Source organism: Terrisphaera buseokensis, assembly GCF_047521145.2.
GTDB lineage: Bacteria > Verrucomicrobiota > Verrucomicrobiia > Opitutales > Opitutaceae > ER46.
Map to the genome: position 1 here is coordinate 6,914,017 of NZ_CM134186.1, position 19,145 is coordinate 6,933,161.

Genomic DNA, 19,145 nt, shown 5'->3' on the forward strand with positions numbered 1-19,145 from the left:
GGGCTGAGAGTTGAGAGAAAAGCAGTGAGATCCGATCCTCTTTTCAGAAGTTCGGAACTCCGGACGCCACTCTCAACCCTCAACTCGAGACTCTCAACTGCTCCCCGCCCCGCCGCCCTCAGCCATTCAACGGCCAGCCCGCGCGATACTCGCGCTTCAGCAGCGCGTTCGCCTCGGGGCTGTTCGTGACGCGGCCGGCCTTGCCATCGTACTCGAGCTTCTTGCCCGCCCGGTACGCCACGAGGCCGAGCGCCATCTGCTCGGTCATGAGGCCGTTGTAGTCAAAATTGCAGGACGTCTTGAGATTGCCTTTGCAGGCCTTGAAGAACTCCTCCTGGAAATCGCCGATCGGCGGCGTGACCTGCTCCTTGCTCCGCCGGTTGTAGTACGTGAGGTCGGCGTCGCCCGACGGAATCAGCATGCGCGTGTTGAAGTCCGCCACGAGCACGCCCTTCGATCCCTTGAACATCACACCGTGGCCGATCTTGTTCAGGTCGATGTAATTTTTCGGCGCGGTCGGCAGGTGTCCGCCCTGATACCAGCTGACGCGGATCGCCGGGCGCCAGCTGTTCGCCGGATGATCGAAGTGCGCCGTCAGCTCGACCGGCGTCACCTCGGGATTGAACGCTTCGCCCTTCGCCTCAATCGACGTCGGCAGCGTGGCGTCGATCGCGTTCCACGCGAGGTCCATGGTGTGGTTGCCCATGTCGCCGACCTGGCCGGTGCCGAAGTCCCAATACATGTTCCACTGGAGACAATTCGCCCCCGGACCGCCGGAGAAGTAACCGGGATTGTAGGGGTGAAGCGGAGACGGCCCGGTCCATAGATCATAATGAAACGTGCTCGGCGGCGTCCCTTCGGCCGGCAGATAACCCGGCCGGCGCAGCTGGCGATTGCCCCACGCGAACACGCCGCTCAACTCGCCGACGGCGCCGTCGCGCACGAGTTCGCGCACCCGCGCGAAATTCGGCAGCGCGTGCCGCTGCGTGCCGGCCTGCGTCGCAATCTTGCCCTTCAGCTCGAGATATTTTGCGCGGAGCAGACGGCACTCCTCGACGCTCATGCCGATCGGCTTCTCGCAGTAGACGTGCAGCCCGCGGTTCATCGCCCACATCGCCACGTGCGCGTGCGAATGATCGGCAGTGCAGATCACGACGGCGTCGAGACCCTTTTGCTCGAGACACTTTCTCCAATCGACGTAGGTCTTCGCGCCCGGGAATTTCTTCAGCGCGTCCGCAAACCGGTTCTCGTTCACGTCGCAGAGCGCCACGACGTTCTCGGTGGCGAGCACGTTGTAGTGCGCGAGGCCGCGGCCCCAGACACCGATGAGCGCCACGTTGAGTTTCTTGCTCGGGGTGGCCTGGCCGAAGAGCGTCGTGCTCGGGAGAATCAACAATCCGGCGCCGGTGACGGAGGCGGACGTGAGGAACTGACGGCGATTGAGGGGGCGAGTCGCGGGGTTCATGCTACGAAAGGCTGCGGCCCCGCCACCCGCGGGTCAACGCCGCCACACGCGTCGCGACAGCTATGCAACGGGATGGATGCCGTGATTAGCACCCCTGTGCTGACCCACCCGCGAACCGCCCGAACTCCCCGCCAAGTTTGTCATCTAACAGACGACAAACCGGCGGGCCGGTCTCGGCCGCGAGCTTCACGTGGCCGCGGGCGAGGCGGCCTGCACCGCGGAAGTCTCCGGCGTTTTCCGACTGTCCCCCAAAGAATCCAGTTTCCACCGGACCAAAACCGGACTCGTATCACGCCCCAATCCCACGCCAATGAGTAACACGCCTGCCCCCTTCAAGCTGACCCGCCTCGCGGCGCTGAAAACGGTCGCCGACTTCCGCCAACACCTGGCGTCGCTCGGCCTGAACCTGCCGTGCGATGACGCCATCGCGTCCGGTCCCGGCTCGCCGCTCGCGCAGCCCGTCCCTGATGTGATCGTCAACGGCAAGCGCATCGGCAACCGCTGGGCGATTCATCCGATGGAAGGCTGGGACGCCACCACGACCGGCGGCGCGACCGACGAAGTGCGCCGCCGCTGGCAGCGTTTCGGGTTGAGCGGGGCCAAGGTCATCTACGGCGGCGAGGCGATGGCGGTCCGTCCCGACGGTCGCGCGAATCCGAACCAGCTCATCATCGTCGAACAGAACAAGCGCGACATCGCGGAAATCCGCGAAATCCTCACGCAGGCCCACCGTGAGAAATACGGCACGGCGGACGATCTCGTGATCGGTTTCCAGCTCACGCACTCGGGTCGGTTCTGCAAACCGAATGACAAGAAGCGCATGGAGCCGCGCGTGGCGTACCGCCACCCGATCCTCGACCGGAAGTTCAACGTCACGAGCGACGCGCAGGTGTTCACCGACGCCGAGATCGACGAGCTCATCCAGTGCTACATCCGCGCGGCGAAGATCGCCCGCGAGGTCGGCGCCGACTTCGTCGACATCAAGCACTGCCACGGCTACCTGCTGCACGAATTTCTCAGCGCGTACACGCGGCCGGGCAAATACGGTGGCAGCTTCGAGAATCGCACGCGGATCCTGCGCGACATCATCGCGGGCATTCGCGCCGACGGGAACCCGATCGACATCGGCGTGCGCCTGAGCGCGTTTGACTTCGTCCCGTTCAAACCGGATCCGACCCGCGCCGAACCCGGCAAGCTGGGCCCGGGCATTCCGGAAGACTACTCGCACTGCCTGCCCTACACGTACGGCTTCAGCGTGAAGCCGGATAACCCGATCGATTACGATCTCACCGAGACGTTTCGCTTCGTCGATCTGTGCAGCGAGCTGGGCGTGAAGATTCTCAACCTCAGCGCCGGCTCGCCCTACTACAATCCGCACATCCAGCGGCCCGCCGCGTATCCGCCGAGCGACGGTTACCAGCCCGCGCACGATCCGTTGATCGACGTGGCCCGCCAGATCAACGTCGTCCGCCAGCTCAAGGAACACGCCGTCAAGTCCCGCGCGGCGCACCCGACGCGCCAGGTACCGGTGATGATCGGCACCGCCTACAGCTACCTGCAGGAGTACCTGCCGCACGTCGCGCAGTACGCGGTCGCCCATGGTTGGACCGACATGGTGGGCCTCGGTCGCGTGGTGCTCAGTTATCCCGAGATGCTGGCCGACGCCACGACGAAGGGCGCGCTCACGCCGAAGCTCATCTGCCGCACGTTCAGCGATTGCACCACCGGTCCGCGCAACGGTCTCATCAGCGGCTGCTATCCGCTCGACGATTACTACAAGGCGAAGCCGGAGTTCGCGCAGCTGAAGACGATCAAGAAAGCCGTCGGCGCGTGAACCGAACTCAGACTGTTGAGAGCTGAGCCGGAACTTTCAGTTGAAAGGTGAAAGTTGAAGGTTGAAAGCTCCCCATCACGAGCGGCAGCCAACGGTCCCAGAGTGAGGCAGGTCTTCACCGATTGGTGCCCGACTGCATTCGAGCCCGCTCGACAGTGATTGGTCTTTCCGGTCTTTCAACTTTCACCTTTCAACCTTCACCTGCATGACACCGGCTGAGCCGCCCGATCCGCCCAAGTTCGGTTTCCCTTCGCTCGTCCGGCTGCCCATGCAGGAATCCTCGCGCCTCCGCGCGGTTCAGTCCCCGATCATTCCCGTCATCGCGGATCTGATCCGCGCCTGCCCGGGCACACTCTCGCTCGGGCAGGGCGTGGTCGGTTACGGCCCTCCGCCCGGCGCGCTGGCGCAGATCGCACGATTCCTCGCCGAGCCGTCGAACCACAAGTACCAGCCGGTGGCCGGCATTCCGGCGCTGGTCGCGCGCATCGAACAGAAGCTCGCCGCGGAAAACGCGATCCGCGTCGGAGCGGAGAACCGCGTGATGGTCACCGCCGGCGGCAACCAGGCGTTCATGAACGTCGTGCTCGCGATCGCCGATCCCGGCGACGAGTTCATCCTGCCGACGCCGTACTACTTCAACCAGGAGATGGCCGTCACAATGGCGAACTGCCGGCCGGTGCTGGTGCCGACCGACGCTCAGTTCCAGCTCGATCTCGACGCCCTGAGCCGCGCCATCACGCCCCGCACCCGCGCGATCGTGACGGTGTCTCCGAACAATCCCAGTGGCGCCGTCTACCCCGCCGCCACGCTTCGCGCCGTCAACCAGCTCTGCGCCGCCCGCGGCGTGTTTCATATCAGCGACGAGGCGTACGAGCATTTCACCTACGACGGCGCGACGCACGTGTCACCGGCTGCGGCCGAGGGCAGCGCCGCGCACACAATCTCACTGTTCTCGCTTTCGAAGTCCTTTGGTTTCGCCAGCTGGCGGATCGGCTACGCGGTCTACCCCGCGCGCCTCGAAGCCGCGATGCGCAAGGTGCAGGACACGCTGCTCATCTGCCCGCCGGTCATTTCCCAGTACGCGGCCATCGGCGCGCTGGAAGCGGGCGCCGCGTACGTCCGCGAACAGCTGCGCGGCATCATCGACGTGCGGTCGATCGTGCACCGGGAACTCAGCGCCCTCTCCGCCTCAGGCTGCTGCGATCTGCCGCCGGCCCAGGGCGCATTCTACTTTCTCGTGCGCGCCCGCACGACGCGGCCGGCACTGGAAGTGGCCGAGCGGCTGATCCGCGAACACGGCATCGCGGTCATTCCGGGCAGCGCCTTCGGCCTCGAGCACGATTGTCACCTCCGCGTCGCGTACGGTGCGTTGCCGAAGGAGATCGCCGCGGAGGGAATCGAACGCCTGGTGCGCGGGCTGAGGGCGATTGCGACAGAAACGGCGAAATAGGCTCGCCCGCCAGGGCTCAACCGACACCACCGCAGCGGTCGACCTGCCGGGACTGGACCGCAGATTTCACCGCTGCCGCGGATCAAACCATCCGCGCAATCCGCGTCATCCGTGGTCCGAATCTCTGGAGCGGCAGCACTCACCGCTCATACCAATCGCTCCTTGCTTTTGGCCTTCTGGATCGATCGTGGCTACGAGCGCCAGCGAGTGGCTGTTCGGCCACTCGCTGGCGCTCGTAGCCACGGCTAAAGTCCAAAGGCAAAGAGCGATTGGTATCACGCCCCTCACTCTTCGATCCGATAGAGCGCGGTCTTGCTGCGCAGGTAGAGCGCCTTGCCCGCCACGGCCGGCGAGGCCATGAAGCCGTCGGCGAGGATATTTTCCGCGAGCACTTTGAACTGAGGGCCGGCTTCGATCACCGTGGTCTGGCCGTTCTCGTTGCAGAAATACAGGCGGCCGGCAGCCAGCACCGGCGAGGCGGAATAATTGCCGAGGCCCGGCAGCCGCTCGCTCCAGATCACCCTGCCGGTTTTTGCCTCGAGGCACGTCACCACGCCGCCGTCCTGGTTCAGCATGAACAACCACTCGCCCACCAGCACCGGCGACGGCCGGTTCGGCGCGCCCTTCGCCACCTTCCACACCACGTGCGTATCCGTGACGACCCCACGGCCGCCGGGCCGGATCGCCCACATCTCGCCCTTGCCCAGACCCGTCGCGGCAAAAATCAGCCCGTGCCCATACACCGGCCGCACGCTGCCCGAGTGGTGCTTGCGTTCCTCCACCCGCCACAACTCCTTTCCGGAGGCGGGCTCGTAGCCATACGTCGCCTTCGAAGCGCTGCTAATCAGCAGCGGCTGGCCCTCGTGCTCGATGACGAGCGGCGACGAAAAGCCCTTGCGGAAATCGCCATCGCGGATCGGTTTTCCCTCTGGCGTCAGATCCTGGAAATCAATCGAGCGATCCGTCTTCCACACCGTCTTTCCGGTGAGCTTGTCGAGGGCGGTGATGTACTGAACGTCCGACCCGTCGAAATGCATGATCAGCAGATTGCGCCACAACGTCGGCGAGGAACCCGCCCCGCGATAGTGGTTGCACGGCAGATCCGTGCGCTCCCACAGCACCTTGAACGTCGCCGTATCCAGACACGCGGTACCGGCGGAACCGAACGTGAGGTACACGCGCCCGTCCTCAATCACCGGCGTGGGTGAGCCGTAGCTGTTGAACCGATCCGCATACTGCGGCGTCGCGATCGTGAAGAGCCGCTGATCGAAGAGGATTTTTCCCGTGCGGCGATCGACGCACACGCCGAACAGCTCGCGACCATCCTCGGTGGCAGTCGACAGCCACACCTGTTCGCCCCACACGACCGGCGACGACCACGCCTTGCCGTGGATCGGCGTCTTCCACTTCACGTGCTGCGTCTCGGTCCATTGCAACGGCACGCCCTTCACCTCCGCGACGCCCTGGCCCGTCGGGCCGCGAAACTGCGGCCAGTTGGACGACGTGGCGCAGCCGCCGAGGAACAGGGCAACGAAGGCGGAAAGCAGGGCGTGGGGTCTCATGCGGGGCACGCTGGCGGGATACCAAGGCGCGACGCCGGCGCAATCCCCATCCGGGTCATCTTCTCACGGGAGCGCAGGCGTCTCGCCTGCTCGATCGCGAATTCGATGCAGGCGGGACGCCTGCGCTCCCGGGTCCAGGACGCTCCCGGACCTCACCGCACGCGACCGAGGCCGAACTGATCACCGGTTCGCACCGGCGTGTCGCCGTCGAAATGGATCTCCACGATCTTCTCGCTGTGCACGTCGGCGCCGGTCTCGTCCTTCAGCGTCGCGACGATCTTTCGCGTCGCGACATCGATCACCTCACCGGTTGACGGATACGCGTATTTGCCGTCGAGGCTGAACGTGATCCAGCCCGGGTCATCGCGCACCAGGATGCTCGCGACCTGCTTCGGGGGCATCACGGTCGCATCGAAAATGTGCATACGCTGGTTGGCGGCATCGCACACCCAGACTTCCTTCTCGTCGGGGGTGAGACCGACGCCGTGACTCGGGCAGCCGTGACGCTTCGGCACGCCCGGCTTGAAGCCCTGCACTTCGACGCGATGCAGCATCCGGCCGGTCTTGATATCACCGATTTCAAATCCCAGCAGCCCGTTCACGTTCACGAAACACAGCGTCTGCCGTCCGTTGACCGTGAACGGCCGGATCGCCGCCGTGAACGGCCCCACTTCGCGCACGATGGTGTGCGTCGCGGTGTCGGCCACGCGCAGCGCCGCGGAACGCAGGCCGGCGAGGTAGGCCTGTTTGCCGTCGAGCCCGTACACCGTGTTGTGCGCGCCGGCCTTGATATCGATCCGCTTGATGATCTCACCCGTGGGCGCGTTGATCACATGCCAGTGATCCTTCTCGAGGGACGGCAGGTACATCACCTTCCCGTCCGGCGAGAGCGCCATCCGATCGCAGCCGCCTTCATACGCTTTTTCCCACACAATCTTCTCCGTGCGCAGGTCGATGCAGGTCAGGAACTGCAGCGTCGAAACATAGATGTGCCCGGTGGCGGCGCTGGCGACGACGCCCTTCACGTTGAGCGGCTTGCCGTCGGCGCCGAGTCCGCGCGCCGGAATGCGTTTCACGAACGCGTGGCCGCGATCGAGGTCAAACACGAGCACACCGTGACCGCCGCGCTCCAGATAGTTTCGAATCCCGGGAACGGCGACGTACAGCAGCCGGCGTCCCGGGGACTTCGTCGCGGCAGCGACGGACGTGGCAGACAGGAGCAGGGAGCCGCCGAGAGCGGTGCCCAAGGCAGTGCGGATGAAATCCCGGCGAGACGGACGAGGGGTGGTTTTCATGGGGTAAAGTTTCCTGCGGCGCCGGTCGGGACTCAGGCCGGAATCATGTAGCTGAGAGTCTTGAGTTGAGAGCTGAGAGTTCAATCTGGCGGCCGCGGGTGGCAATCAACCTTCCGATCGGAATTCACCCATGGTTTTGCTCTCAACTCTCAGCTCTCAACTGCAAGAGTTCACGCGCATCAGCCGACCGGATACTCCCAGCCCTTGCGATATTCCCGCCGGAGCAGCTGGTTCGCCGCGGGGTCGCCGACAATCTGTTCCTTCGCGGCGTCCCACTCGACGCTGCGACCGACCTTGTAGCTGATCATGCCGAGCAGCGAACACACAGACGAGCGATGCGCCTCCTCGATGTCGCTGACCGGGCGGCGGCCGGTCTTGATGGCGTCGAGAAAATCGGCCCACGACTCGCGGATGCTCTGGGCGTCGGGCTGGTTGAGTTGCGCGGCGTCGAACGTCGGCTCTCCGCCCTCGTTGGCGTAGAACCGCCAGCCGCCCTTGTGGCCGAGGTGCACGGTGCCCTTCGTGCCGTGGAAATACGTGCCGGCCGCCTCGCCTTTCTCGGCGTGATTGCCGCCGAAGGTTCGCGCCTCCCACGTCATCGTGAATTGTTCGAACGCAAACTGCGCCACCTGGTGATCGGGCGCGTCGCTGGTCTGTTCGCGGGCCGTCAAGATCGGCGCGCCCTTGATCGGCCGGCCCCCGGTGCACGCCACGCGGCGCGGCGCCTTTTCGCCGGTGATCCACAGCACCTGATCGAACCAGTGCACCCCGATGTCACCGAGGTGGCCGTTCGCGTAATCCAAGTACATGCGGTGACCGCGCGGATGAATCCCGCGGTTGCCCGCGCCCTGATCGGGTTGGCGCGGATCGCCGCCATTGAACGGGCGCAGCGGCGCGGGACCGCACCAGAAATCCCAGTCGAGTTCCGGCGGCACGGGCACCGTCGGCAGCGCCTGCTCAGGGCCGCCGCCCGTGAGATTGAGATGGCAGCGAATCAGCCCGATCTGCCCCGCCTTGCCCGCACGGATGAAATCGCGCGCGCGGATCAGATGCGGCGCGAGCCGGCGGTGCGTTCCGACCTGCACCACGCGCTGGTGCGTGCGCGCGGCTTTCACCATCGCCTGGCTTTCGCCGATGGTGTGCGCGGTGGGTTTTTCAACGTAGACGTGGGCGCCGGCCTTGACTGCCGCAATCGTCGGCAGCGCGTGCCAGTGATCGGGCGTGGCGACGATCACGACTTCCGGCTTTTCCTTCGCGAGCAGCTCGCGGAAATCGCGGTACTTCCGCGGTTGGTCGCCGCTGAGCTTCACGACCTTCTCGACCGTCGGATCGAGCTGGCGCTGATCGACGTCGCAGATCCCGACGATCTCGCACGCCCCGCTCGCCATGGCCTCGCCGAGAATGTTTCCGCCCCACCAGCCGGCCCCGACCAGGGCGGTGCGATGCTTGCGCCCGATTTTATCGGCACCGCGGATCTGAAGACTCGCGAGCGTACCGGCCGCGAGAGTGGTGTGGAGAAACGTGCGGCGGTTCATGGGGGTGGCCGGGAGGTTGAGAGTTGAGGGCTGAGAGTTGAGGGAGAAATCAGAATGAGGGCGTCTCAGGTTAACGTCTTTCCAAACCTCGTGGCGGCGGCCCGATCACTCAACTCTCAACCCTCAACTCTCAACCTCTCCGCCACCCCTCACGCCTTCACCGCGCGGCCGCCGAGCATTTCGCGCAGTTCGCTCCAGGCTTTGCTGAGGCCGATGGGGTGGACGTCCTTGAAACCATAGACCTGTGCGACCCGCTCCTCGTGCCCGTGATACCGGGGCGGGAGCGTGAAGAGCGTGCGGTCCTCGGCGTCGACGATGTCGGAGAAGATCGCGCCGCTGCCAACCGAGAGCGTGCGGGCGGCGCCAGGCACCACGACCACCCGCGGCGCAAAAACCAGCCAGGGCTTGTAAACAAATTCCACCGCGTCGTCGGTCCGCTTCACCAGCCGGCCGAACGACCGCACCGGCACGCCGGGGAGATGCGCGCCGGCGAACACCTTGTTCTCACCTGCCGCCGGCGTGAACCGCGTGCGACGCCGCGTGACAAACTCCCACGAGAAGATCGTGCCGAAAATCGTCAGGCGAAACGCCCAGCCCGCCAGGAAATACGAAATGATGATGACCACAATCGACAGCGCCGCGCTGACGGTGGGATTCATCGTCGAGGTGAGCGTGATCAACCCGAGCAGCGCGGTGCGCGCGGCCTTGAGACCCGCGTCGATCGCACCCCAGGGACTCAGCAGGATCAGGACGTTGATCGCGTGCGACGCGAGCCACACCACGACGAAGACCGCGACGCCGAACGGCACGGTCAGGAGATTGAGCAGCCAGGTGACGTCGAACGCCGCGAACTGAATCGCCGCCACGCCCGTGTGCGCCAGCACCGGGGCCGCCGCGGTCGGCGCGCCGCCGAACACCATCTTGGTCATCGTATCGAGCGCGAACGGCACCACCGCGCCGGCCGCCACGAGGCCGCTGAACTTGTTCTCGATCGTCTCGAGCACATCGAGCGGCTTCTTCAACCCGGGCGGCACCACCGCGCCAATCGAGTCCTTCAACGCGCACACGCCCACGAGCAGCAGCGCCGGGAGCCAGAACTTCACCTGCGCGTACCACGGCAGCGCCGCGCGCGCCGTGTCATCCTTGGCCGCCCACCACTTGTAAGCGCCGTAAGCCCCGGTGCCCAGCAGGGGCGAAATCGCAATGCCGGTGACCGTCGAGATGGCCGTGGCAATCGAGGCTGCGGGCGAACTGTCCTTTTTCACCGGAGCCGGAGCCGCAGCCGGTGCCGGCGCGGCGGCCGCCGCCGCGAACGGAGCCACTACGGCAAAACACAACGCCAGCAACAGCATGAACGGGGCAAAACGTTTCATCCGCCGCAGCGTGGGACCTTTCGCAACTCACGCAATCTTTTGCCGGCTTCCGTCTACAACCGCACGAAAGCAGCAACTTTGCCGCCAAGCACGCGTCGTGCCGGCTTCAAGAAAATCACCTGAACAATTTGTTACTCTGCTCCCCTTGCACGACGGTCCCGGCGTGGTTGGTTTTCCGTCCGCTTCACCGCGCGCAACCCGGCCGCCGCGCCGCCTGATTCCATGTTTCCGTCCCTGACTGTGCACAAGACAACCCGCCGCAGCGTCCTGCTCGGCTGGATGCTCCTTGCCGCGGTGCCGGTGCTCTACGTGGGGATGACGATTGTCAGCGCAAGCCGGAACATCGTGTTCTGGGACGAGTTCGACACCGCGCTGGCGCTGATTCTGCGCATCAACGCCGGCGCCGACTGGAACGAGCTGCTGCACCGGTTTTTCGTGGTCAACAACGAGCACCGGATGGTCACGAGCCGCCTGATCTTCGCGGCGAGCTACTGGCTGACCGGGACGATCAACTTCCACATCATCGGCGCGATCGGCAATCTGTTCCTGGTCGGCGCCTGCACCTGGCTCCTGATCGCGGTGCAGGGCACGGAGCGCCGGGTGCGGCTGGGCGTCGTGCTCGCGTTTGTCATGTTCCAACTGGAACACTTCGAAAACTTCCTATGGTCCGGTGCCTCGATCGATCACTTCCAGGTGGTCATGCTGGGGGTCGGCGCGATCGCCGCCCTGGCTGCCGGCACAACCCGCAGCGTCTGGGGTGCCGGCGTGCTGGGCGTGCTCGCCACATTCACGCTCGCGCAGGGCACGGTGGTCTGGCCGGTCGGGGCATTGCTGCTGGCTCACCAACGGCGCTGGTCCGCCCTCGCCGGCTGGAGCGTCGCCGGAATGCTCACCGCGGTGCTGTTCCTGCAGGGGTTTGAATTCAATCCCGCCCACCAGATCGCCGGAGGGGCCGCGCTATCAGCGTCGCACATCATCGTTTACTGGCTCGCGCTGTTGGGCGGGCCTTTGACGCTGGGCAACGCCGGTTTGGCGCCGCTCCCCGGTCTGCTGCTGTTGGTCGGTCTGGGCATTCTGATGACGCGCGGTGGTCTGGCGCGTGAACCGGTCGCGATGTTCAGCGCCTTCTTCGCCGTCGGTGCACTCGCGCTCATCGCCTACGGCCGTTCGGAGCTCGCCGGTCCTGAAATCAACTCGCGCTACCTGGTCCTGGGGTCACTCGCATGGGCGCTGCTGATTTTTCAACTCCTGGAGCTGGCCTCCCCGGCCACCCGGCCGTACCGGCTGCTGATTTGTCTCATCCCGGCGCTCGCGGCATTCAACGTCACCGCAAACATCCGCTATGCGCCAATCGCCGAAGGCTACGTCGAGGTGCGTGACCGCGCGGCGACCTCGTTCATGCAGTACGGCCAGGACGGTCGCGGGATCACCCGGCTGCATCCGCGCGACAAGCACGCCGACATCATTCTCCGGCAGGCCGAGGCCCGCGGGGTCTACACGCTGCCAGCCGTTTCGCACGAGACCGCGCTGCCGCCGGCCACTCCCAGCACCCGCATCATCGCCCATGCGGATGAAGTGGTCGTGAACGATCGGGCCGTCACCGTCGGCGGCTGGGCCATGATTCGCGGCCTCGAGTCCAAACGCGACCAGGTGTTTGTCCTGATCCGTTCAAACCGGACCCAGCGGATCTATTCGACGGTGACCTTGCAGCGTCCGGATGTGGCGAAGGCGTACAACGAACCCGGCTGGCGGCGCGCGGGATTCCGCGCCGTCATCGAACGCGCCGCGCTGCCCGCCGAGGACTTCGAGGTGGGTGTGATTGTGATCACCCCCACCGGCCCCGAATTCCAGCTGCTCAACCACCGCCTCCCGCTTGCCTCAGGCGGTGACGCGATGGCGGTCCACTTCTCGGGCTCCCCCTGAAAACCCATGATCGTCGGCCCCGGCAAGGCACTGCTTGCCACCGGCGATTGACCGGGTCGAGCATGCGGCCGTGCTGACCAAGGCCGAGCTCCACCGTCTGCGATCACTGCGCGAAAAGAAAACGCGTGAAGCGCTCGGCCTTTTCGTGATCGAGGGCGAGAAGGTCGTGGCCGAACTGCTCGCCGCGCAGTTTCCGTTGGTGGAGTTGTACGCGACCGACGCCTGGCGCGATCCGCGCGACGTCGCGGTCACGACCTCGCTCCGCGTGCAACCGATCACGCGGGAGGAGATGGCGCGGGCGAGTCACTTTCCCACGCCGGCGTCGGTGCTGGCCGTCGGTCAGCTCACCCACACGCCGCTGACAGCGGACGCCCTCACCCGCGGGCTCACGCTGATGCTCGACGGCGTGCAGGATGCCGGAAACGTGGGCGCGCTGCTGCGCATCGCCGACTGGTTCGCCTTTGACCGCGTCGTGTTGTCGCCCGACTCCGCGGATCGGTTTCACCAGAAGGTGATCAACGCGAGCATGGGTTCGTTCGCGCGGGTGGTCACGCACACCGCCGAGCTCGGCACCACGCTCACGGACCTCGCCGCCGCCGCGCCGGCCGTGCCCGTGATCGGCTGTGATCTCGCTGGCAGCGATGTGCACGGGCTGACCGCGTTGCGCGACGCCGTCGTGGTGATCGGCAGCGAAGGCCGCGGCCTCTCCGCCGCCGTGAAGCGACGCGTCACGCAATTCGTGACGATCCCGCGTTACGGTCACGCCGAGTCGCTGAACGCCGCGGTCGCGGCGGCGATCGTGTGCGACAACCTGCGCCGCGCGGGCGGAGGAGTTGAGAGCTGAGCGGAGCAACTGCAGGGACGGATTGTGGGACCGCGACCGCCCTCGGTCGCTACGGCCCGGATGCGACCGGGGGCGGTCGCGGTCCCACCGGTCCCATCGGTCCCACCAATCCATCCGATCCACCGGATCGAACTTTCAACCCTCAGCTCTCAACTTCTCGCCCCCCGTCTCTATTCCAGCGCGACGCCCTTCAGCGGGTGCACGTCGAGCAGGTTGACGTGCCAGCCTTTCACGGCCGGGTGGCGCAACACGCGTTGCGGCTGAAAATAGAGAGGAATCAGCGGCGTCTCCGCGAGCATCAGCGCCTCGGCCTCCCGCAGCCGCGCGAAACGCGTCGCGGTGTCCTGGGTCGCGGCGGCGTCCGCCAGCAGACGATCGTACGCCGCGTTCGACCAGCCCGTGCGGTTGTTGCCGCCATCGGTGACCATGAGTTCGAGAAACGTGACCGGATCCAGGTAATCGCCGAGCCACTTGCCGGCGAGCAGGTGATAGTTGCCGGTGTTGCGCGCGGTCACGACGGTCTTCGACTCCTGCTTCACCAGCGCAATCGAGATCCCGAGATTCGCCCGCCACATCTGCTGCACGGCCTCCACCACCGGCTGCTCGCTGCCATAGTAGACATAGAACGGCAGCTCGAGCGCGGGAAACCCCTGGCCGCCCGGAAAACCCGCCGCGGCGAGCAGGCGTTTGGCCTCGGCCACATCCAGCGACAGGGTGCGTGCGGCCGTGTAGCCGGCGCAGTCCGGGGGGGTGAGCGAATACGCGGCCGTGTCCGCCTGCACCACGCGGCGCGCCAGGGCCTCGCGATCGATCGCGAGCGACAACGCCCGCCGCACGCGCACGTCGTTGAACGGCGGCTTCGTGCAATTGAGCCGGAAGAACGCCGTCTCCAGCACCATGCCCTCCTGCACGTGCGCCGCCATCTTCGGTTCGGCCTTGTACGCCACGATCTTTTCCGGTGACCCGTGGGTCACGTGCAACTGGCCCGCGCGGTACGCCGAGTCCGCCACCGCAGTGCTCTCGATCGGATAGAACACCACTTCGCGCAGCCGCACGTGTTCACGATCCCAATACGTCTCGGATCGCGCGACCCGCACCTGCCGGCCCGGTGACCATTCCTTCAATACGAACGCGCCGTTGCCCACGTGATTCCCCGGGCGCGTCCACGCCGTGCCCCGTTGATCGATGCGCCCGTATTTCTCGATCGTGGCGCGGTGCAGCGGAAACCAGCACGGCTGCGACACCAGCGACGGCAGGTACGGCAGCGGCCGCTCGAGGGTCAGCACGAGCGTCTGTGAATCCGCCGCGCGCGCGCCGACCGCGCCGAAGTCACTGACCTTGCCCGCCGCAAACGCCTGCGCGTTTTTCAGACAATAAAACTGATCCCGGTACTCCGCGCCCAGCGCCGGCGACAGGATGCGTTGATACGCGAAGACAAAATCCTGCGCAGTCACCGGATCGCCGTTCGACCAACGGGCGTTCGCGCGCAGATGGAAGGTCCACGTCAGGCCATCGGCCGACGTCTCCCACCGTTCCGCCACGCCCGGCACCGGCGTGCATTTCACCGGATCGGTCTCCACGAGGCCTTCCATCACCGCCCGCATCACCACGCCATCGCTCGCCAGCGTCGTCGTATGCGGATCGAAATCGCGCGGCTCCGCGCTGACATTCCAATGCAGGGTCTGCGTGCGCCGGCCTGCTTCCACCGCCGTCTCGCGGCGGCCGCAGCCGGTCAGAAGCGCAAGCGCGCCGAGAATAAAAAGGAAGGCGGGGTGGCAGTGCGGCATCGTGGGAGCTCGGGCAGCAGGTTTGGGCGGGAAACGACGCACCACAAGCTGGCAAAGGTCTTTCCCTACGTCTCGGCGGGGAGGGCGGGACCGTCCGGCGCGCCCAGCGGTTGCGCCCAACCTTATACCAATCGACCTTTGCTTTTGGACCTCGTGATCGATCGTGGCTACGAGCGCCAGCGAGTGGCCGAACCACCCCTCGCTGGCGCTCGTAGCCACGGCCAAAGTTCAAAAACCAAGGGCGATGGGTAGTGGACGACATCGAGCCGGACAATCCGGACACCTTTTCCCCGCCGACCCGACTTGCCACGGCCGGATCCCCTCCTAGCTTTTCGGCTCCCCATGAAACACCCGCTCGTGTTCCGCGTCGCCCTGCTGGCGGCCGCCGTTTTCACCGCTCCGTTCCTGCGTGCCGCCGAGGCCGATGACGACGATGGCAAGCCCGTGACGACGGGCAAAATCCGCGACGCCGGCACCCGCCTCGCGAAGCCCGACGTCGCCGAGGCCTCCAACGAGGGCGAGCAGGCGCTGAAGCGCATGAAGCTGCCCGAGGGCCTCACCGCGAAACTCTGGGCCGCCGAGCCGATGCTCGCGAATCCGGTCGCGTTCAACTTCGACGAGAAAGGCCGCATCTTCGTCGCCGAGACCTATCGCTACCGCTCGAGCGTCCTCGATATCCGCGACTACATGTGGATGCTCGAGGACGAGCTCGCGTGCCGCACCGTCGAGGACCGCGCCGCACTGATCAAACGCGCCTTCGGCCCCGCCGGCGAAAAGGAGCTCTCCATCGAGGGCGAAGTCGTGCGCCTGGTCGAGGACACCAACGGCGACGGCGTCGCCGACAAGTCGTCGATCTACGCCGACGGCTTCAACTCGCCGCTCGACGGCATCGGCTCCGGCGTGCTCGCCCGCCGCGGCAAAGTTTACTTCACCAACATCCCGAGCGTGTGGGCCTTCACCGGCACTGCGAAAGCCGAGACCCGCACCGAAATCAGCCGCGGCTACGGCGTGCGTTTCAATTTCACCGGCCACGATCTGCACGGCCTCGTCATGGGCCCCGACGGCAAACTCTACTTCAGTAACGGCGACCGCGGCGCGACCGTGAAGACCAAGGAAGGCGGCGTCATCTCGGTGCCCGACGAAGGTGCGGTGTTCCGCTGCAACCCCGACGGCACGCAGATGGAGCTGTTCGCCTCCGGCCTGCGCAACCCGCAGTCGCTCGTGTTCAACGAATTTGGCGACCTGCTCACGGGCGACAACGACTGCGACAATGGCGACGAGGAACGCCTCGTGCACGTCGTGCAGGGCGGCGACAGCGGCTGGCGCGTCGGCTACCAATTCGCGCCGCTCGGCAAGGCCGGCCCGTGGAACCTCGAGCGCCTCTGGCACCCGCGGCACGACGGCCAGGCGGCCTACATCGTCCCGCCGATCTGCAACATCGAGGACGGCCCGTCCGGCATCGAATACTACCCGGGCACCGGACTGAATCCGTCGTACGCCGGCCACATTTTCATCACGCATTTCAAGGGCTCCGTCTCGAGCAGCGGCGTCTACACCTACACCCTGAAGCCCAAGGGCGCGAGCTACGCCATCGATCAGGCCAAGCCGTTCCTGACGTCCGCGCTGCCCACCGACATCAAGTTCGGTCCCGATGGCCGCCTCTACACGTCCGACTGGTCCAACGGCTGGCCGAAGTCGAAGAAGGGCCGCATCTACGCGATCTCGGACGCGAAAGAGGAAAAGAGTCCCGCCGCCTTGGAAACGAAGAGCCTGATCGGCGGCGACTGGACGAAGCGCGCCAACGACGAGCTCGCCCGCCTCCTCGGCCACGCCGACTGGCGCGTGCGGCTCGAAGCGCAGTTCACCTTCGCCGAACGCGGTGCCGCGAGCATCCCGGTGCTCTCTGCCGTAGCAACGTCGGCCACCGCCCCCGCCCTCGCCCGGCGGCACGCCATCTGGGGCCTCGGCCAGCTCGCCGCGACGTCTCCAGCAGCCCTCGCCGCCGTCCGCCCGCTTTTGCGCGATGGCGACGCCGAAGTCCGCGCCCAGGCGCTCAAGGTGATCGGCGATCACAACATCGCCGGCGCCGACGTGCCGGCGTTTGTCGCCGCGCTCAAGGACGAGAACAACCGCGTGAAATTCTTCGCCGCACAGGGTCTCGCCAAGACGAGCCTGCCTGCGGGCGACCCGAGCCTCACGAGCATCGCCACCGCGCTCCTCGAAGCGCTGCGCGCCAACAACAATGAGGACGCCACGCTGCGTCACGCCCTCGTCATGGGCCTCGTTGGCAGCAAGGCCACCGCCACCCTCACGGCCGCGATCACCGATCCTGCACCGGCCGTCCGCCTCGGCGTGCTGCTGGCGTTTCGCCGCCTGAAGGATCCCGTGGTCGCGAAATTCCTGAACGATGCCGACGCCTACCTCGTCCGCGAAGCTGCGATCGCGATCAACGACGCGCCGATTATCGACGCGATGCCGGCGCTCGCCGCGCTGATCGACAAGGCGATCACCGATGAGCCGGTGGCCTTCCGCGCCATCAACGCCCACTTCCGTTTCGGTCAGGCGGAGAACGCCGCCGCCCTCGCCCGCTACGCCGCGCGCACTGACGCTCCGGCGCGCGCCCGCGCGGAGGCCATCGCCCAGCTCGCCCAGTGGCCGAAGCCGCTGCAACGCGACCGGCTGGTCGGCACGTTCCGCCCGCTCGACACGAAGACCCGCGATCGCGCCGTGCCCGTGAAGGCCCTCGAGGGCGTCGCCGCCGCGCTGCTCGCGCCCGGCACGCCGTCGCTCGTTCAGTCCGCGACGCTCGCCGCGTTGCGCGAACTCGAGGTCGCCGGCGCTTCCGACACCCTGCTCGCCATGGTGCGGGATGAGCAGCAAACCGGTGCCACCCGCGCCGCCGCGCTCGCGACGCTCGACAAGACCAAGGACACTCATCTCGCCGAAGCCGTTAAGCTCGCCGGTGCGTCGTCCGACTCCACGCTGCGTCTCGCCGCCCTGCCGATCGCGTCGCGGCTCTCGCCCGACGCCGCCGCTCCGGTGGTCGCCAATCTCGTCAACAACGGCACGATCGACGAAAAGAAGACGGCGTTCCGCACGCTCGGCTTCTCGCGTCACGCCACCGCGGATACGCTGCTCGCCGCCCAGTTGCGCGATCTTGCCGCCGGCAAGGTGCCGCCGGCCGTGCAGCTCGAGCTCGTCAATGCCGCCTCGCGCCGCAATTCGCCCGAAATCAAGGCGCTGCTCACGGCCCGCACCGAAGCCATCGCGAAGAATCCCGATCCGCTCGCGCCGTTTCAGGTGTCGCTCGTCGGTGGCGACGCGACGCGCGGCCGGCGGGTGTTCGAGACGCAGCCCGTGCTCGCGTGCATCCGCTGTCATCGCGCCGGCGGTGACGGCGGCGATGCCGGCCCGAACCTCGCCGAGATCGGCGCGAAGGCCAGCCGCGAGTATCTGCTCGAAGCCATCGTGAAGCCCAACGCGAAGATCGCGACGGGTTACGACACGATTGTGGTGACGTTGAAGAACGGCAGCTCGGCGGCGGGCATCGTCGCGAGCGAGACCGCGACGCTGCTCACGTTGCGCAACACCGACAACCAGCTCGTCGAGGTGAAGACCTCCGACATCGCGAAACGCGAAGGTGCGCCCTCCGGCATGCCGGAAATCTACGGCACGATTCTCACGCCGACCGAGCTCCGCGACGTCGTGGAGTTTCTCGTCAGCCTCAAGGACAAGGAGACGCGGCTCGATGCCAACAAGCCCCGCGCGCTCCGCGGCCTGCCGCCGGTGGCGAAGACGGAGTAAACGGAGCTCGGAGCAAAGCAATTCCGTCGCCCGCGAATCACGCGGACCGACGCGAATCCAGAGGCAGTACCAATCGCTCTATGCCTTTAGCCGTGGCTGCGAACGCCAGCGAGTGGTCGGTCGGCCACTCGCTGGCGCTCGCAGCCACGATTGATCAGGAGGTCCAAAAGCAAAGGGCGATGGGTATGAAAACAAATCCATCCGCACGGCGTCAGATTTGCTGACGAGTGCGAGCGCGTTGGGATTTTCCCATTCGTATCCGTTCGCGTGATT

Annotated in this window: 11 protein-coding genes; 5 read left to right on the forward strand and 6 right to left on the reverse strand. The window is 66.2% G+C overall.

Going from position 1 to position 19,145, the window contains the following annotated elements:
• Positions 1-118: 118 nt before the first annotated feature.
• Positions 119-1,465 (reverse strand): Gfo/Idh/MocA family protein, encoded by a 1,347-nt coding sequence (locus ACLJEU_RS25950; RefSeq protein WP_414661093.1) that lies wholly within the window; start codon positions 1,463-1,465, stop codon positions 119-121.
• A 310-nt stretch (positions 1,466-1,775) separates the two neighbouring features.
• Here ACLJEU_RS25950 and ACLJEU_RS25955 point away from each other — a divergent pair, with 310 nt between their 5' ends.
• On the forward strand, positions 1,776-3,299 hold the full coding sequence (locus ACLJEU_RS25955; protein ID WP_414661092.1) for an oxidoreductase: 1,524 nt from the start codon (positions 1,776-1,778) through the stop codon (positions 3,297-3,299).
• Between the two features lie 268 nt (positions 3,300-3,567).
• Entirely contained in the window at positions 3,568-4,749 is a 1,182-nt protein-coding gene (locus tag ACLJEU_RS25960; protein WP_414661853.1) for a pyridoxal phosphate-dependent aminotransferase, read from the forward strand.
• Between the two features lie 284 nt (positions 4,750-5,033).
• On the opposite strand, the gene ACLJEU_RS25965 is transcribed toward ACLJEU_RS25960, so the two are convergent.
• From ACLJEU_RS25965 to ACLJEU_RS25980, 4 genes are all read right to left on the reverse strand, one after another.
• The gene (locus ACLJEU_RS25965; RefSeq protein WP_414661091.1) at positions 5,034-6,311 is read right to left on the reverse strand and encodes an outer membrane protein assembly factor BamB family protein; all 1,278 of its coding nucleotides are present in this window, start codon (positions 6,309-6,311) and stop codon (positions 5,034-5,036) included.
• Positions 6,312-6,463: 152 nt separating this feature from the next.
• Positions 6,464-7,606 (reverse strand): YncE family protein, encoded by a 1,143-nt coding sequence (locus ACLJEU_RS25970; protein ID WP_414661090.1) that lies wholly within the window; start codon positions 7,604-7,606, stop codon positions 6,464-6,466.
• 179 nt (positions 7,607-7,785) lie between these two features.
• Positions 7,786-9,141, reverse strand: a complete 1,356-nt coding sequence (locus ACLJEU_RS25975) for a Gfo/Idh/MocA family protein (RefSeq protein ID WP_414661089.1) — start codon at positions 9,139-9,141, stop codon at positions 7,786-7,788.
• Between the two features lie 149 nt (positions 9,142-9,290).
• Positions 9,291-10,514, reverse strand: a complete 1,224-nt coding sequence (locus ACLJEU_RS25980; RefSeq protein WP_414661088.1) for a hypothetical protein — start codon at positions 10,512-10,514, stop codon at positions 9,291-9,293.
• A gap of 222 nt (positions 10,515-10,736) precedes the next feature.
• On the opposite strand from ACLJEU_RS25980, the gene ACLJEU_RS25985 reads away from it, so the two are divergent.
• Positions 10,737-12,437 (forward strand): hypothetical protein, encoded by a 1,701-nt coding sequence (locus ACLJEU_RS25985; protein ID WP_414661087.1) that lies wholly within the window; start codon positions 10,737-10,739, stop codon positions 12,435-12,437.
• 34 nt (positions 12,438-12,471) lie between these two features.
• Positions 12,472-13,281 (forward strand): TrmH family RNA methyltransferase, encoded by an 810-nt coding sequence (locus ACLJEU_RS25990; protein ID WP_414661086.1) that lies wholly within the window; start codon positions 12,472-12,474, stop codon positions 13,279-13,281.
• A gap of 170 nt (positions 13,282-13,451) precedes the next feature.
• Here ACLJEU_RS25990 and ACLJEU_RS25995 read toward each other — a convergent pair whose 3' ends face one another.
• Positions 13,452-15,068, reverse strand: coding sequence for a peptide ABC transporter substrate-binding protein (locus ACLJEU_RS25995; protein ID WP_414661085.1), 1,617 nt, complete (start codon positions 15,066-15,068; stop codon positions 13,452-13,454).
• A gap of 342 nt (positions 15,069-15,410) precedes the next feature.
• On the opposite strand from ACLJEU_RS25995, the gene ACLJEU_RS26000 reads away from it, so the two are divergent.
• Positions 15,411-18,872, forward strand: coding sequence for a DUF7133 domain-containing protein (locus tag ACLJEU_RS26000; RefSeq protein ID WP_414661084.1), 3,462 nt, complete (start codon positions 15,411-15,413; stop codon positions 18,870-18,872).
• Positions 18,873-19,145 lie beyond the last annotated feature (273 nt).